This is a genomic window from Amycolatopsis sp. WAC 01416 (assembly GCF_003947485.1).
Lineage (GTDB): Bacteria > Actinomycetota > Actinomycetes > Mycobacteriales > Pseudonocardiaceae > Amycolatopsis.
Map to the genome: position 1 here is coordinate 77,504 of NZ_QHHX01000009.1, position 16,157 is coordinate 93,660.

The following is a 16,157-nucleotide window of genomic DNA, read 5'->3' on the forward strand; positions in this document are numbered from 1 at the left end:
CATTGACACTCTTCCCGCGGTATCCATACAGTTCCGGGCAGATAAAGAACGGTCTCCGGAATGGAATCCGCTTTCGGCAACGGTGCCGTTCCGAATTCACCCGCTCCTGCTCACGTCGTCAAACGAGGGGCCATGGAAACCATTTCGGAATCGGTCGTCGCCGCCTACGAGCCGGACGACGCGCGCGGCGGTGAGTCGTTCGCGACACTGCTGAGGTACTGGGCGTGGCGGCTCGGCGACGAGGTCGCCGTGACCTATCTCGACCATCGCGCCGGAGCGGACGGCCGGGCGGTCACCCTGTCCTGGCGCGAACTCGACGACCGGGTCGACGTCCTCGCCACCCGGCTGACGTCTTTCACCGCCCCGGGGGACAGGGCGGCGATCCTGGCGCGGCAGTCCGTCGACTACGTCGTCGCCTTCCTCGGCGCGATCCGCGCCGGGCTGGTCGCGGTCCCGCTGTTCGCCCCGGACCTTCCTGGGCACGCGGGCAGGCTGGCCGCCGTGCTCGCCGACTGCGCGCCGCGGGTCGTGCTCACCACCGCCGACGGGCTCGACGCCACCGCCGGTTTCCTTTCCTCGACGGATATCGAGCGCCCCGCCGTGCTCGCCGTCGACACCCCGACTCCGGTCGCGGCCGGTGACCGTTCCTGGCCGCGACCGGAACCAGACGGACTGGCGTACCTGCAGTACACGTCCGGTTCCACGCGGACGCCGGCGGGCGTGATGCTGACCCACCGCAACGCGCTCACCAACGCCCGCCAGGCCTGCGACGCCTACTCGGTCGAAACCGGGACGACATCCACGGTCAGCTGGCTTCCGCTCTTCCACGACATGGGCCTGATCCTCGGGATCGGCGCGCCGATGGCGGCGGGCGCGGCATCGGTTCTGATGGATCCGCTCGCGTTCCTCGAACGGCCGTCACGCTGGTTGCGTGCCCTCTCCGCCAGCCCCGGCGCGATCAGCGCGGCACCCAATTTCGCCTACGCCTACAGCGCTTCCCGGGTGACCGAGGACGAGAAGAGCTACCTCGAACTGAGCCGGGTCGTCTCGTTGATCAACGGTAGCGAGCCGGTCCTGCCCGCGACCATCGCGAAGTTCCACGGTGCCTTCGAGGACTGCGGGCTGCGGCCCGAGGTGCATCGTTCCTCCTACGGGCTCGCCGAGGCCACCGTGCTCGTCTCCGTCACCGAAGCGGGCAAGGCTCCGCGCCAGGTCGCCTTCGACCGCGAGCGGCTCGCCGTCGGACTGGCGACGCCCGCCATCCCGGGGGCGGTGTCCACCACGCTCGTCTCCTGCGGATTTCCAGCTGGGCAACGGGTCCGCATCGCCGACCCGGTCACCGGCGCGCTCGTCGAACCGGGGCGAGTGGGGGAGATCCAGGTCAACGGCCCGAACGTCGGCGTGGGCTACTGGGGACGGCCCGCCGTATCCGACGGTGTCTTCGGCCTGCCACCGATCGACCCGGAGTCCGGCGCGGGCTGGCTCGCGACCGGGGACCTCGGCGTGCGTCACGAGGGCGAGCTGTTCATGACCGGCAGGCTCAAGGATCTCGTCATCGTCGACGGCCGCAACCACTATCCGCAGGACATCGAACAGACCGTGGAGACGCATCCCGCGGTCCGGCCGCATTCCGCCGCGGCGTTCGCGATCGAGCACGAAGACGGCGAAGCGGCGGTCGTGGTGGTGGAACGGGCCAAGGGTGCCGAGGCCGACACCACCGTGGCGACCGGGGAGATCCGGAGGGCGGTCTCGGCCGCGCACGGTCTGCGGCCGCACGACGTCGTCTTCCTCGCCCCCGGCGAGGTTCCGCGCACCTCCAGCGGCAAGATCAGCCGCGCGCTGTGCCGGAAGTCCTTTCTGGACGGTTCGCTGACCGCGCGGCGGCTCGCGTGACCGCGGAGATCCGCGCCTGGCTCGTCGCGCGGGTGGCGGAGCGGACAGGGCTGCCCGCGGCTCAGATCGACCCGGACCGCCCGCTGCACGAGAGCGGCCTTTCGTCCCGGGAGTCGATGGAGCTGGCGGCGGAGCTGGGCCGGTACCTCGGCCGTCCGCTACCGCCGACCCTGGTATGGCAGTACCCGACGATCGCCGCTCTCGCCGCGCGTCTGTCCACAGTGGAGGAATCGGCGATCGTGAGCGGTGAAGGCCGCGAGGGAGAGCCGATCGCGATCGTCGGAGTCGGCTGCCGCCTGCCGGGCGGCGCGGACTCGCCGGAGCGGTATTGGCGGCTCCTGGACGACGGCCGTGACGGCATCCGCGACGTCCCCGAAGGCCGCTGGGACGCGTTCGAGGAGGACTTCGGCCGTGGCGGATTCCTCGGTGACATCGCCGGTTTCGACGCCGCGTTCTTCGACATCACCCCGGGTGAGGCCGAAGCGATGGATCCCCAGCAGCGGATGCTGCTCGAAGTCGCCTGGGCGGCGCTGGAACACGCCGGGATCCCGCCGTCCACCTTGCGGGGCACCCGGACCGGCGTGTTCGTCGGGCTCTCGGCCGGCGAGTACGGCCACCTGACGATGGCCGATCCCGCCACTGTCGACGTCTGGTCCGCTACCGGGGCCGCGACGAGCATCGCCGCCAACCGGCTTTCGTACCTGTTCGACCTGCGCGGGCCCAGCCTCACCCTTGACACCGCCTGCTCGTCTTCGCTGGTGGCGGTGCATCAGGCGGTGCAGAGCCTGCGCCGCGGTGAATGCGGGACCGCGCTCGTCGCCGGGGTGAACCTCCTGCTCTCACCCGCCGTCACCGCGTCCTTCCGGCGTGCCGGGGTGCTGGCCCCGGACGGGCACTGCAAACCGTTCGACGCCGACGCCGACGGCATCGCCCGTGGTGAGGGCTGCGGCGTGATCGTGCTCAGGCCGCTGAAGGCCGCTCGCCGCGCGGGGGACCGGGTGCTCGCGGTGATCCGCGGCAGTGCGGTCAACTCCGACGGCCGGTCCAACGGTCTCGTCGCGCCGAGCCCCGGCGCGCAGGCCGACCTGTTGCGTGACGCGTACGCGGCGGCGGGTGTCGAACCGTCCTCTGTGGACTATGTGGAGGCGCACGGGACCGGGACGGCGGTGGGAGATCCGATCGAGGCCGTCGCGCTCGGCGAGGTGCTCGGAGCCGGCCGCGAATCCGGCAGGCCGCTCCTGATCGGGTCGGTGAAGGGAAACCTGGGCCACCTCGAAGGCGCGGCTGGGATGGCCGGGCTGATCAAGGTGGTCCTCGCGATGGTCCACCGGCGGCTGCCGCCGACCCCGCATCATCGCGCACCCAGTCCGCATATCGATTTCCCCGGCCTTCGTCTCCGTATGGTCGGCGCCGGGACGGACTGGCCGCGGTACTCCGACGTCGTGCGGGCCGGGGTCTCGGCGTTCGGCTTCGGTGGCACCAATGCCCACGTCGTCCTCGAAGAGTGGCCCGCCGCGTCGTTCCCCGCTCGTGGGGCGGACGCCGAGGGCCCGCGCGTGCTGGCGCTGTCGGCCCGATCGCCCGAGGTGCTTCGGGCGCGTGCCGCCGATCTGGCCGACTGGCTCGAAGAACCCGCCCATCGCGCGGTTCCGCTCGACGCGGTCGCCACGACGCTGGCCAGGAGCCGGGACCACCTGCCGATCCGCGGTGCGGTGGTGGCCGAGGAACGCGACGGCGACGCCGCCGCGCTGCGGGAACTGGCCGCCGGTCGCGACGGCGGTGACGTCGTCGTCGGCGAGGCCGATCCCATGCCCGACGTCGTGTTCGTCTTCTCCGGCTACGGCTCCCAGTGGCCCGGCATGGGCCGCCTCCTGCTTCGCTCCGAACCCGCGTTCCGTGCCGAGGTGGAGGCGCTCGACCCGGTGTTCCTGGCCGAAGCGGGGTTTTCCCTTCGCGCGGTCTTCTCCGGCGAGCGCGACCTGCCGGACCTCGCCGCGACCCAGCTCGCGTTGTTCGGCATGCACCTCGCCCTCGCCGGGCTCTGGTGTGCGCACGGCGTCGTCCCGGCCGCGGTGGCCGGACATTCGATGGGCGAGGTCGCGGCCGCCGTCGTCGCGGGAGCGCTGGACGTCACCGACGGCCTCCGCGTGATGGCCACGCGCGCCCGGCTGCTCGCCGAGGTCGACGCGTCCGGCGACGGAGCGATGGCGGTGGTCGAACTGTCCCCGGCCGAGCTCGCCGATCTGGAAGCGGAGTTCCCCGGGATCACCGTCGCGGTCTACGCCTCGCCGGTCCAGTGCACCGTGAGTGGCGGCGCCGAGCAGGTCGAGGCCCTGGTGTCGCATGTGGAGGGCCTCGGAAGGCTGGCGAAGCGGTTGCCGGTCGGAGGTGCCGGCCATTCGGAAGCCGTCGACGCCGTCCTCGGCCGGTTCCGCGCCGAGCTCGACGGGCTTTCCCCGCGACCGGCGGAGATCCCCTGCTACAGCAGTGTTCTCGACGATCCACAGTGGTCACCGGTGTTCGACGTCGACTACTGGGCGGCGAATCTGCGCCGTCCGGTGCGGTTCAGCCAGGCGCTGGCGGCGGCGACCGCGGACGGGTACGGCGTGTTCGTCGAGATCTCGCCGCATCCGGTCGCGCTGGCCGCGATCGAGCAGAGCACCGGCGCGCTCGCGCTGCCTTCGGCGAGCCGTCGGATCGACGAGCGGACGGCGTTCCTGACCTCGCTCGCCCGGCTCCACACCCTCGGACTGCCCGTGGTGCTCGACGGCGGTGGGCCCCGCCCGCTTCCGGTCGAGCTGCCCGGACCACGCTGGCGGCACGAACGGTTCTGGCCGCGACGGCCGGCCTCCCGGCCCGGATCCGGTGGCGCGCATCCGTTGCTGGGTGTCCACATCGAACAGCCGACCGGCGGTGGGCACCTGTGGCACGCGGACGTCGGGACGGCGGTGCAGCCGTGGCTGGCCGACCATGCGGCGATGGGGGTCCCGCTGTTCCCCGCCGCGGGTTTCCTGGAACTGGCGCTGGCGGCGGTGAAGACCGTCCTGCGGCCCGGCGGGCACCTGCGCATCAGCGGTCTCGAACTGCGCCGTGTGCTCCCGCTCGCCGCGCACACCGAGGTGACGACCAGTCTGGGCACCGGCTCCGGACCGTCCGAAGTGGACGTCTACGCGCGGGCCGCGGGTGGCGGCTGGGTCCGGCACGCGACTGCCCGCGTCCGCGACGGGAACACCGCGGTCGTGCCGTTCGGCCCGGTCGGCGGCGACGCCCGGCCGGTCGACCTCTATCAGGTGCTGGCCGCGGCCGGGCAGAGCTACGGTCCCGCTTTCCGCGGACTGCGAGAGGTTCTGGCGGCGCCCGGGCGGGCCTCGGCGCGGATCACGCTGCCCGCCGACCATCCCGCGTACGTCCTGCATCCGGTGATCGCCGACGTCTGTCTGCACGCGCTGGCCGCGGCCGCCGGGGACACGCTGCGCGAGGCCGACGGCGTCTTTCTGCCGCTGACCCTCGGCGAGATCGTCCTCGCCGGTGATCCTCGGCGCGGTGTCCGGGTCGACGCCGTACTCGACTCACTCGACCCGGCCGGTGACGGCCTGGTCGGCGGCGTCCAGCTGGTCGACGCCGACGACGTCGTCCTGGTCGAGTTCCGCGACGTCTACTGCCGCCGGTTCCAGCGTTCGGCTCTGCCGGTACCGATGGCGGATCTGCTGTTCGAGACGGTCTGGCGGCAGGCCGGGCATCCGGCGGCGAAACCGGGTCCGCACAGCTGGGTGGTTCTGGAGGACGAGTCACCGTGGCCGCCGGCGTTGCGCGAACGACTCGCCGGAGACGAACTGGTGACGGTTCCGCTCGGGGATCGGGCCGCGTTGGCGGAGATCCTGCGTACCCGCGAAGTGACGGGAGTCCTCGCGTGGGTGGCCACTTCGGACGCGCCTGACCCGATGCGGGCCGCACGGAGTGTCGCCACGCTCTCCGGCGTCGTCGCCGAGCTGGCCGAAGCGGCGTCCGCACCACGGTTGTGGCTCGTCAGCACCGGCGCCTCGGCCATCGAGCCCGGCGAACGCGGTGATCCCGGACAGGCCTGGCTTCGCGGGCTGGTCCGTGTCCTCGCCTTCGAACACCCCGAGCTGCGAGCGAGCCAGGTCGACTTCGATGCCGAGCCGGATCCGGCACAGCTGTGGGTCGCCAGGCTGGCGGCGGAGCTCCACGCTGACGCGCCGGACGACGAAATCGCCTGGCGTGAGGGCGTCCGGTACACGCGGTTGCTGGCCCGCCCGGACCTCGGGGAAGCGGGCCACGAAACCGTTGTGCGCGAAGGCGCCTACGTGATCACTGGTGGTCTTGGCGGACTCGGCCTGGTCGCGGCGGACTGGCTGGCCGGTCGTGGCGCGACCAGGTTGATCCTCTCCGGGCGTCGCGGCGCGAGCCCGGCCGTCTTGGCGGACCTGCGTGCACTGGACGCGGACGTCCGCGTGGTGACGGGCGACATCGCCGAGCCGGGGACCGCGGAAGCGCTGGTCGCGGCCGCCACGGAAGGCGGTATGCCGTTGCGTGGCGTGCTGCACGCGGCCGGCGTGCTGGCCGACGGTGCCGCCATCGCCGTCGACGAGGATGCCGTCGAGGCCGTCTGGCGCGCGAAAGCGCTGGGAGCGTGGCGATTGCACGAGGCCACGGCCGGACACGAACTCGACTGGTGGCTGACGTACTCGTCGGCGGCCGCGTTGTTCGGATCGCCGGGGCAGGCCGCCTACGCGACCGCGAACGCCTGGGTGGACGCGCTCGTCGAGTGGCGCCGGGCAGGCGGGTTGCCGGCGGCGACCATCGGCTGGGGAGCCTGGGGCGAGGCGGGATCGGCCGTCGGAAGCCGCAACCCGGTGCTCGAACCGCTCGGCACGGACGAGGCACTGGCGGCGATGGAAGCCGTGCTGAACCGTGATCGCGGATCGACCGGCATCGCCCGCGTCGACGCCGGGACGGTACTGGCCCTGTTCCCGCGTCTGGCCGGACGACCGTTCTTCGAGATGCTGGTGCCGAAGGAAGAACCGGATACCGGACCATCCACTTGGGACGGATTGGACGCACTGCGGGCGGTCCTGCCGGAAGCGGCCCGCGAGATGCTGGCCGACTACCTCGCCGGTCTCGTCGCCGGGATGCTCGGCCTCGCCGCGGACGAGATCGACAGGCACGTCCCGCTCACCAGGCTCGGCCTGGACTCCCTCACCGCCATGCGCGCGAGGGGTGTGGTGGAGCGCGATTTCGGCCTGTCGTTGCCGATTCCGTTGCTGTTGCGCGGCGCCAGCCTCGGCGAACTCGCCGATCACCTCGCCGAACAGGCAGGCTTCGGCGAGGGAGGCCCGCGGCCCGCCCGGCCGACCGTGACCGTGGGACCGCGTGATCCGGCCGAACGCTGGATCGCCCGGCACTGGCAGACCGAACTCGGCGGCGCGGAATCCGGCGGTGCGGAACCCGGAGTCCACGACGACTTCTTCGCCGCAGGAGGCGACCATGAGGCGGCGAAGCGACTGCGCGCGGTGTTCGCCGGGCAGCTCGGGGCAGTCCCCGACGTCGACCTGCTCTTCGCCACGCCGACGATCGCCGTGATGGCCGATCTGCTGCGTGACCGGATCGAGGGACGCGGGGGCTGTCCGGTCCGGCCTCTGCGCGAAGGCGGCGCGGATCCGGTGTTCCTGTTCCATCCGGCGGGCGGCCCGACGAGCGTGTACGAGGGACTCGTCCGCCTGTTGCCGGAGGGCAGGCCTGTCTATGGTCTCGAACGGATCGACGAAGAGGACACCGTCGAGGACAAGGCCGAGTGCTATCTCGAGCTGATCAGGGAGATCCAGCCACAGGGCCCCTATCGGCTGGGCGGCTGGTCGTTCGGCGGCTGCCTCGCCTACGAGGCCGCCCGGCGGCTGACCGCGGCGGGGGAGCGGGTCGATCTCGTGTTCATGATCGACAGCATCCTGCCCCTGCCCGCACGTGGAAAACCGGCGGACGAGATCCTGCTGGACCGGTTCGACCGGTTCGCCGAGCACGTCGAACGGACCTACGGTGTCCCGCTGGACATCCCGCGCGAGGACCTCGTCCGGCTCGGCGACGACGAGCAGATCCGGCTCGTGATCAGCAGGCTGGCCGCACAGGTCCCGGAGATGGGACAGGGCGTGCTACGGCACCAGTACGAGTCCTATGTGGACGCCCGGGTCGCCGAACGCTACCAGCCGGAACCCTATGCGGGGCCGGTGCTCCTGGTGCGTGCGCAGGAGCCGCATCCGCTGACGACCACCCTCGATCCGCGGTACCTGCGTACCGACGACGCCCTCGGCTGGGACGTCTTCTGCACGAATCTGGAAGTGGTGCGGGTGCCCGGCGATCACCTGTCGATGATCGACCCGCCGCACGTCGCGGTGGTCGCCGCCGAACTCTCCGCCCGGCTCGGGGCACCGAGGGCGGCGAGACCGTGACCGATGCCCCGTTCGCGCCGACGACGGCGTTCCGGATCGCCGATCTCGCCGCCCGCCAGGACGAAGCCGTCCGGATCGCCGAGAAGCGGGCCGTCGACCGGCAGCACACCAAGGGAAAGCTGACCGCGCGCGAACGCGTCGAGCTGTTGCTGGACCCGGGTTCCTTCGTCGAACTCGACCAGTTCGCCCGGCACAGGTGCACCGAGTTCGGGATGGACGCCAACCGCCCGTACGGCGACGGCGTGGTGACCGGCCACGGCACCGTCGACGGCAGGCAGATCTGTGTGTTCTCCCAGGACTTCACGGTCTTCGGCGGCAGCATGGGCGAAGTCTTCGGCGAGAAGGTCCTCAAGGTGATGGATCTGGCGATGACGCTGGGCTGCCCTGTCGTCGGGATCAACGACTCCGGCGGCGCCCGGATCCAGGAAGGCGTCGTCTCGCTGGCCTATTACGCCGAACTCGGCAGGCGCAACGCGCTGGCCTCCGGCGTCATCCCGCAGATCTCGCTGATCATGGGGCCCTGCGCCGGCGGAGCGGTCTACTCGCCGGCGATCACCGACTTCACCGTGATGGTCGACGAGACCGCGCACATGTTCGTCACCGGGCCGGACGTCGTGCACGCCGTCAGCGGTGAACGGGTCACCGCCCAGCAGCTCGGCGGCGCCTCGGTGAACAGCGAGGTCTCCGGGAACGCCCATCATCGGGCGGCCGACGAACAGGACGCGATCGACTGGGTACGGACGCTGCTCGGCTACCTGCCGTCCAACAACCTCGACGCCGTCCCCGAGTACGCCGACGAAACCGATCCCGACCTCACCGCCGCAGACCTCGAACTCGACCGGCTGGTGCCGGATTCGCTGAACCAGGTCTACGACATGACCGAGGTGATCGTCCGGCTCGTCGACGACGGCGACTTCATGGAGGTGCACAGCGGCTTCGCGCCGAACATGATCTGCGCGTTCGGGCGGGTGCGGGGCCGCACCGTGGGCATCGTCGCCAACCAGCCGCGGCATCAGGCCGGCGTGATCGACATCGACGCCTCGGAGAAGGCCGCGCGGTTCGTGCGGTTCTGCGACGCCTTCGGCATCCCGATCCTGACCCTCGCCGACGTCCCCGGCTACCTTCCCGGCGAGGCGCAGGAACGGAACGGGATCATCCGCCGCGGCGCCAAACTGATCTACGCCTACGCCGAGGCGACTGTGCCGATGGTGACCGTGGTGATCCGCAAGGCCTACGGCGGCGGCTACGCGGTCATGGGGTCGAAGCATCTCGGTGCGGACGTCAATCTGGCCTGGCCCACCGCGGAGATCGCGGTGATGGGCGCCGAGGGCGCGGTGCGGGTGCTGCACCGGCACGAACTGGCCGCGCTGCCGCCGGAACAGCGCTCCGCCGAACGAAGGCGGCTCACCGAGGCGTACCGCGAACGGCATTCGAATCCTTACCTGGCAGCGGAACGCGGCTACGTCGACCAGGTCATCGCGCCGTCGCAGACCCGCCTGCAAGTGGCGCGAGCCCTGCACACGCTGCGGACGAAACGGCAGACCACCCCGGCCAGAAAACACGGAAACATCCCATTGTGAGCGAGGAGAAACGATGAAGCGAACGTGGCGTTGGGGTGCGCTGGCGCTGTGCTTGGCCGCACTGCTCGGAAGTTCGGTCCCCGCGAGCGCGGCGCCCACGCCGGTCACCGCGGACAACGGCGCGAAGGTCGTCGAGGAGACGTGGCTGGACCCGCGCACCGTCGATCTCAAGATCAGTTCGCCCTCGCTCGGCACCACCGGCATGGTCCGTCTGCTCGTCCCCACCGGCTGGGTCGCGCAACCCACCCGGACCTGGCCGACGCTGTACCTGCTGCACGGTTGCTGCGAACCGGTGGACTACCGCTCTTGGGACCAGTTCACCGACGTCAAGGCGTTCACCGCGGACAAGGACGCCCTCGTGGTCATGCCGACCGGCGGGCCCGCCGGGATGTACACGAAGTGGTGGAACTTCGGGCTCAAGAGCACGCCGGACTGGGACACCTTCCACACCCTCGAAGTGCGGCAGATCGTCGAACGCGGTTACCGCGCGGGCACGCGCCGGGTGATCGCCGGACTGTCGATCGGCGGATACGGCGCGCTCGCGTATTCCTACAAGCACAAGGGGATGTTCGCCGCGGCGGCGTCGTACAGCGGCGTGCCGAACACGCTCAATCAGGGAGCTCCGTTGTTCATCCAGGGGATCCTCGCCCGCGCGGGGGTCTTCAACTACCTCCAGCTCTGGGGCGACAGCTGGGGGATGCGGCCGCTCTGGACGGCGAACAACCCGTTCGACCACGTCGACGATCTGCGCGGCACCGCGCTCTACATCTCGTGCGGGAACGGCAAGACCGGCCCGCTCGATCCGCCGGGCCAGTCCGACATCTTCGAATCCCAGGCGCTGGCCTCCTCGGTGAGCTTCACGGATCGGTTGAAGGCCAAGGGCATCCCGGCGACCGTCGACTACTACGGCGATGGCACGCACAGCTGGCCGTACTGGCAGCGCGCCCTGCGCAGCTCCTGGCCGGTGCTGGCAGGAGGGCTCGGCCTGTGAGCGCGCCATCGCAAGTAGGTGACGAATTGCGGGTGTTACTCGGACGCGATCAGTTCGGCGAAGCGTTCCGGGCTGACGTTCCCGCCGCTGATGATCACCCCGACCCGGCCGGAAACGGGAATCCGCCCGCTGAGCAGTGCCGCGAGACCGGTGGCCCCGCTCGGCTCGATGACGAGCTTCAGCCGTTCGAAGGCGAACCGCATGGCGTCGCGGACCTGGTCGTCGGTGACCAGTGCGATGTCGTCGACGAGCTTCCGGTTGATGGAGAAGGTCAGTTCGCCGGGGATCTCGGCGGCCTGGCCGTCGGCGATGGTCCGCGGCACCGGAATCGACACGCGCTCCCCGGCGTCCAGCGAACGTTTGGTGTCGTCGCCCGCGGCGGGTTCGACGCCGACGACCCGGATGCCGGGCCGCACGGCCTTCGCGGCGGTCGAGCTGCCCGCGATCAGGCCGCCACCACCGACCGGGACGACGAGGGTGTCGAGGGAATCGGTGTCTTCCAGTAGTTCCAGCGCCGCCGTGCCCTGTCCGGCGATGACGTGCGGGTGTTCGTACGGCGGGATGAGCGCGAGGCCTCGTTCGGCCGCCAGCGCTTCACCGATCGCGACGCGGTCGCCGGTGTACCGGTCGTAGGTGACGATCTCGGCGCCGTAGCCCGCGGTGGCGTCCTTTTTGGACTTCGGGGTGTCCTCCGGGATCAGGATGACCGCGCTGCTCCCGAGTTCCCGCGCGGCGAGCGCGACGGCCTGGGCGTGGTTGCCCGAGGAGTAGGCGGCGATGCCCTTGGCCAGCTGCTCCGGTGAGAGCCGGGAGGCGGCGTTGTACGCGCCACGGAACTTGAAGGCCCCGACGCGCTGGAGGTTTTCGCACTTGATGAAGACCTCGGCGCCGACGAGGTCGTCGAGGGTCCGGGAACGCACGACCGGGGTCCGGTGCGCGACACCGGCCAGGCGGGCGGCGGCGTCACGGATGTCGTCGATGGTCACGGGGGCGGTCATGATGCTCCTTGATCACGGATTTCGGCGAGATAGTTGTAAGCGGAGGCGCGGGAGATCCCGATGCGGGCGGCGACCTGGGGCACGGCCCGCCGCACGGCGAAGACACCGCGCGCGTGGAGGCTGCGGAACAGGTCGAGCCGTGCTTCGCGGCTGAGCGCGGCCCAGGGTTTGTTCAGCCGGAGCTGGTGTTCGTCGACGATCGCGTCCACCACCGCGTCGACGTCGTCGCCGAAGGTGGTGGTCGGCGTTTCGGTGGCGGCACCGACGTCGGCGAGTTCACCGACCAGGGTCTTGAGCTGGCCCAGTGCGGTGACGTCGAGGTTCACGCACAGCGCGCCGAACACCGAGCCGCCGCTGTCGCGCAACAGCATGGTCGAAGACTTCACCAGCTTCCCGGACGCCGTCCGGGTGACGTAGTTCAGTTGGTCTTCGGCGTCGTCGCCGCGGGCGAGCAGGCCCATGCCGATCTCGCTCATCGAGCCGCCCACGCCGCGGCCGGTGACCGAGCCGGCGATCGCGACCACCGATCGCTCCGGACGGCGGAAGTCGTGCACCACGACCTCGCAGAACGAGCCGAGCGTCGCTGCGATGCCGTCGGCCACCGGGGCGAGCGCGTCGAGGATCGCGTCCTGCTCAGACATCGCGTACTCGGGCGAGGGCCTCGACTTCGACGCTGCCGCCGTAGGGCAGAGACGCGACGCCGACACAGGTCCGAGCGGGCCGAGGCTCGGCGAAGAACTCTTCGTAGACACGGTTGAGGCCGTCGCGGTCGGCGATGTCGGTCAGGTACACGACGACCTTCACCACGTCGGCCCGGGTCGCGCCGACCGAATGCAGCGCGACGTCGAGGTTGGCGAAGGCCTGCGGGCATTCGGCGTCGAATCCGCCGGGCGCCAGTTCTCCCGTCTCGGTCACGCCGAGCCGTCCGGACACGGAAACCAGGTCGCCGCTACGGAAGGCCGGCGGGTACGGATGCTCATTGGTCACGAGACTGACTGTATAAGCGTTGGACAAATAGTCCAAGCGAGTATCGAGTGACGTACCGCTCACGCAAGATCGTCGACGCGCCCTCGGTGACCGAGAAACCTGCGCGACCGCGACGCCCTGTGTCCCGGCGACGTCGTGCTCACCGGCAGTCCGGCCGGGGGACGAGGTGACCGTCGCCGTCGAGGGCGTGGGCGAACTGACCAACCCTGCCCGGCGTGGGCTGAGCCTGGCCGGATGTGTCAGGAAAGGGTCATTCGGGACGTTTTCGTCCTGAACGACCCTTTCCTGACATCGCTCAGACCACTTCGAAGTTCGCCATCATCGCCATGTCCTCGTGTTCGGCGTTGTGGCAATGGAAGACGTAGCGGCCGCGGTAGCCGTCGAAGCGGGCGATGACCTCGACCGACTCGCCGGGACTCAGGTCCACGGTGTCCTTGGTACCGCCGTCGAACGGTCCCGGCGGACGTCCGCCGCGTGAGAGGATCCGGAAACCCACCAGGTGCAGGTGCACGGGGTGGTGGATGTCGGCGACGAACCGCCAGATCTCGACGTCACCGAGGTGAGGGCTCGCCGACATCAGGTCCGGCGAGAACGGTTCCCCGCCGATCACCCAGCCCGCGCGGCCGTGGACGGTGCCGGCGCGGAACGAGAAGTCCCGTGTGGTCGTGGCCTGTTCGCGAGTGAGTGGGGGGATTTCGCTGAGCTTCGCCGGAATCCGGCTGTCGTCCGCCGCGCGGCGCGCGACGACGAACCGCATGACCTTGGCGGTCGAGCCGGTGCCGAGCCGGTTCACCAGGGTGACCTCGGTGCCGACCGGATACCGGCCGAAGTCGACCACGAGGTCGTACCGTTCCGCCGGTGCGATGGGAAGGTGGTCGTGTTCGCGCGGCGCGTCGAGGAGGCCCTGGTCGCCGCCGATCTGGACGAAACCGCCTCCGCCGGGTGGCGGTGGGTCCAGTGCCAGGTCGTAGCGCCGGGCGTTGGAGCCGTTGAGGACACGCAGGCGGTATTTGACGGCCGCCACTTCGTGCACCGGCCACGGCGCGCCGTTGACCAGGACGACGTCACCGAAAACGCCTTCCACGTAAGCACTTTCCACGCCCGGCGTGATCCGCAGTGTCCGGTCGAGAGACGGGTACGCGAAGGCGCCGTGCTCGTCGAAAGAGCGGTCGGCGATCATCAGCGGGAGCTCACGGTCCCCGGACGGGAGCCCCAGCGAGTCTTCCTCGTCGTCGCGGACCAGATGGAAACCGGCGAGGCCCCGGTACACGGCCGGACCGGTGAAGTCCATGCGATGGTCGTGGTACCACAGGGTCGCGGCCCGTTGCCGCAGCGGGAAGACGTAGTCGCGCTCCCCGTTCGAGATCCGGGCGCGCGAGTCGGCCATGCCGTGCCCGGTGTGCCCGGCGGTCCAGCCGGACCGCGGCAGGACGAGATCGGTCGGATAGCCGTCGGACTCGGCGGGCGTGTGCCCGCCGTGCAGGTGGACCACGGTCGGGACGGGGAGTTCGTTGCGGTGGTGCGCCACCACGGTGCGGTCCCGCCGCGATTCGATCGTCGGTCCCGGGAAGATCCCGTCGTAGCCCCAGATCGGCGTCCGGACACCGGGCAGGATCTCGGCCGTCGCCGCCCGCTGGGTGATCGTGTAGTGATCGGCGTCGGCGGTCCTTTGTGGACGCAGGACCGGCGGGATCGGCAACGGTACCCGGAACGGTTCCGGCAGCGGGAGCGCGCTGCGCAGCAACTCGCCCGTCCCGGGCGCGCCCTGTGCGATCAGGCGGGGAGCGGTGATCCCCGCGGCGACGAGGACACCGGCCCCACCGGCGAGCCCGAGGAAGGTCCGGCGGGGAAGACGGCGGCTCATCGGCTCGCCCGCCAGGTCTGCGGCCGCCAGACGGCGATCGTGGTCAGCACGGTTCCGGTGACCAGGGCGACGCCGAGCGGGACGTGCAGATCGAGCGCGCCCTTCATCCCGGCGAGATACTGCCCGGTCTCGCCCAGCGCGAGCAGCAGGCTGACCCAGAACAACCAGCGCGGTCCGCGCACCAGCCACAGGACCAGCGCGGCCAGGATCTGCGCGTACGCCAGGTAGGACACCGCGTCGGCGCCCCAGCGGTGTAGCCAGAGCATGTCGTAGTCGCCGCCGAGATAGCCGCCGGCGAACACCGGCTGGCCGATGATCGCGACGGCGTGGGCGGTCACCAGCACCCGGTTCACCACCAGCGTGCCGTTCGCCTTCCGGCTCGGGCCGGTCAGGGTTTCACTCACGTGCTCGAACGTAAGAGACCACGGCTTATGCTGTCCAAGACAAGATCAGTTATGTGTTCATAACAGGTGAGGTATCAGCAGTGGATCTTCTGGCGCTCCGGTACTTCCAGACGGTCGCCCGGCTCGAACACGTCGGCCGCGCCGCCGAGAAGCTGCGTGTCGCGCAGCCCTCGCTCAGCCGGACCTTGGCCAGGCTGGAAAACGACCTGGGGGTGCCGCTGTTCGACCGGCACGGCCGCCGGATCCGGCTCAACCGGTTCGGCACCGCGTTCCTCCGCCGCGTCGACCGGGCACTGGCCGAACTCGACGACGCCAGGCAGGAACTCGACGACGCCGCCGGACTGGAACGCGGCGCGGTCACCGTCGCGGCCGAAAGCCTGCTCGTGCTCACCGAACCGCTGCGTACCTTCGTCCCCGGCCATCCGCTGGTGGACGTGCGGCTGTCCCAGGGGTCGGGGGAGGGGATGGTGCAGAAGCTGCGATCCGGCGACGTCGACCTGTGCGTCACGTCGCAACCCTTGACAGGCAACGACATCCACAGTCGCGTGCTGCTCGACGAAAAGGTGATGCTCTGCGTGCCCGCCGGTCACCGGCTCGCCGGACGCGGTCGCGTCGGGCTCGCGGATCTCGAAGGCGAGCCGTTCCTCACCACACGGCCCGGCTACTGGCAGCGTGCGCTCGTCGATCGTCTTTTCGCGAAGGCCGGCCTCGCACTGCACGTCGTCTGCGAGGGAGACGAGGCCGCGGTGCTCTTCCAGCTCGTCGACGCGGGACTCGGCATCGCGTTGGTGCCCTCCCTGGGTCTGCGGTCGGTCACCAGCCCGACGGTGGTCTGGCTCGACGTCGACGATCCCGACTGTCGCCGCGTGCTCAGCGTCGCGTGGCGCGAGGACACCTATCTTTCCGTTGCCGCCCAGCGCTTTCGTGACCACACCGTCGAATATTTCCACGCACAGGCCGGGCCTCGGTCGCGGTGACC

10 protein-coding genes are annotated in these 16,157 nt (G+C 70.6%); 5 read left to right on the plus strand and 5 right to left on the minus strand.

Annotated features, from left to right (window positions below; all coding sequences use genetic code 11):
* The first annotated feature begins 132 nt into the window (after positions 1-132).
* From DL990_RS29165 to DL990_RS29180, 4 genes are read left to right on the plus strand one after another with little or no spacing between them, the layout of a single operon-like run.
* Positions 133-1,893: a fatty acyl-AMP ligase gene (locus tag DL990_RS29165; RefSeq protein ID WP_125800576.1), complete on the plus strand. Its 1,761-nt coding sequence runs from the start codon at positions 133-135 to the stop codon at positions 1,891-1,893.
* Complete coding sequence (locus DL990_RS29170; RefSeq protein ID WP_125800577.1) at positions 1,890-8,354, plus strand: type I polyketide synthase; 6,465 nt, start codon at positions 1,890-1,892, stop codon at positions 8,352-8,354. Before DL990_RS29165 ends, DL990_RS29170 begins: the two co-directional genes overlap by 4 nt.
* Positions 8,351-9,934, plus strand: coding sequence for an acyl-CoA carboxylase subunit beta (locus tag DL990_RS29175; RefSeq protein WP_125800578.1), 1,584 nt, complete (start codon positions 8,351-8,353; stop codon positions 9,932-9,934). Before DL990_RS29170 ends, DL990_RS29175 begins: the two co-directional genes overlap by 4 nt.
* Before the next feature lie 13 nt (positions 9,935-9,947).
* Positions 9,948-10,925, plus strand: coding sequence for an alpha/beta hydrolase family protein (locus DL990_RS29180; RefSeq protein WP_125800579.1), 978 nt, complete (start codon positions 9,948-9,950; stop codon positions 10,923-10,925).
* A gap of 35 nt (positions 10,926-10,960) precedes the next feature.
* Here DL990_RS29180 and DL990_RS29185 read toward each other — a convergent pair whose 3' ends face one another.
* The 5 genes from DL990_RS29185 to DL990_RS29205 form a co-directional block, all read right to left on the minus strand.
* A complete protein-coding gene (locus tag DL990_RS29185; RefSeq protein WP_125784670.1) occupies positions 10,961-11,923 on the minus strand; it encodes a pyridoxal-phosphate dependent enzyme in 963 nt (320 codons plus the stop codon).
* Positions 11,920-12,564 (minus strand): transcriptional regulator, encoded by a 645-nt coding sequence (locus DL990_RS29190; protein WP_125784668.1) that lies wholly within the window; start codon positions 12,562-12,564, stop codon positions 11,920-11,922. Before DL990_RS29190 ends, DL990_RS29185 begins: the two co-directional genes overlap by 4 nt.
* Positions 12,557-12,910 carry a RidA family protein gene (locus DL990_RS29195; protein ID WP_125800580.1) on the minus strand — a complete coding sequence of 118 codons (354 nt, stop codon included), beginning with the start codon at positions 12,908-12,910 and terminating at the stop codon, positions 12,557-12,559. The genes DL990_RS29190 and DL990_RS29195 overlap by 8 nt, the downstream gene beginning before the upstream one ends.
* A 295-nt stretch (positions 12,911-13,205) precedes the next feature.
* The gene (locus tag DL990_RS29200; protein ID WP_125800581.1) at positions 13,206-14,774 is read right to left on the minus strand and encodes a multicopper oxidase family protein; all 1,569 of its coding nucleotides are present in this window, start codon (positions 14,772-14,774) and stop codon (positions 13,206-13,208) included.
* Positions 14,771-15,178, minus strand: a complete 408-nt coding sequence (locus DL990_RS29205; RefSeq protein WP_125784662.1) for a hypothetical protein — start codon at positions 15,176-15,178, stop codon at positions 14,771-14,773. Before DL990_RS29205 ends, DL990_RS29200 begins: the two co-directional genes overlap by 4 nt.
* A gap of 80 nt (positions 15,179-15,258) precedes the next feature.
* Here DL990_RS29205 and DL990_RS29210 point away from each other — a divergent pair, with 80 nt between their 5' ends.
* Complete coding sequence (locus DL990_RS29210; protein ID WP_125800582.1) at positions 15,259-16,155, plus strand: LysR family transcriptional regulator; 897 nt, start codon at positions 15,259-15,261, stop codon at positions 16,153-16,155.
* Positions 16,156-16,157 lie beyond the last annotated feature (2 nt).

Coding starts and splice junctions, on each gene's coding strand:
- DL990_RS29185 (WP_125784670.1), bottom strand. CDS start 11,923: ATGACCGCCCCCGTGACCATCGACGACATCCGTGACGCCGCCGCCCGC.
- DL990_RS29180 (WP_125800579.1), top strand. CDS start 9,948: ATGAAGCGAACGTGGCGTTGGGGTGCGCTGGCGCTGTGCTTGGCCGCA.
- DL990_RS29200 (WP_125800581.1), bottom strand. CDS start 14,774: ATGAGCCGCCGTCTTCCCCGCCGGACCTTCCTCGGGCTCGCCGGTGGG.
- DL990_RS29190 (WP_125784668.1), bottom strand. CDS start 12,564: ATGTCTGAGCAGGACGCGATCCTCGACGCGCTCGCCCCGGTGGCCGAC.
- DL990_RS29165 (WP_125800576.1), top strand. CDS start 133: ATGGAAACCATTTCGGAATCGGTCGTCGCCGCCTACGAGCCGGACGAC.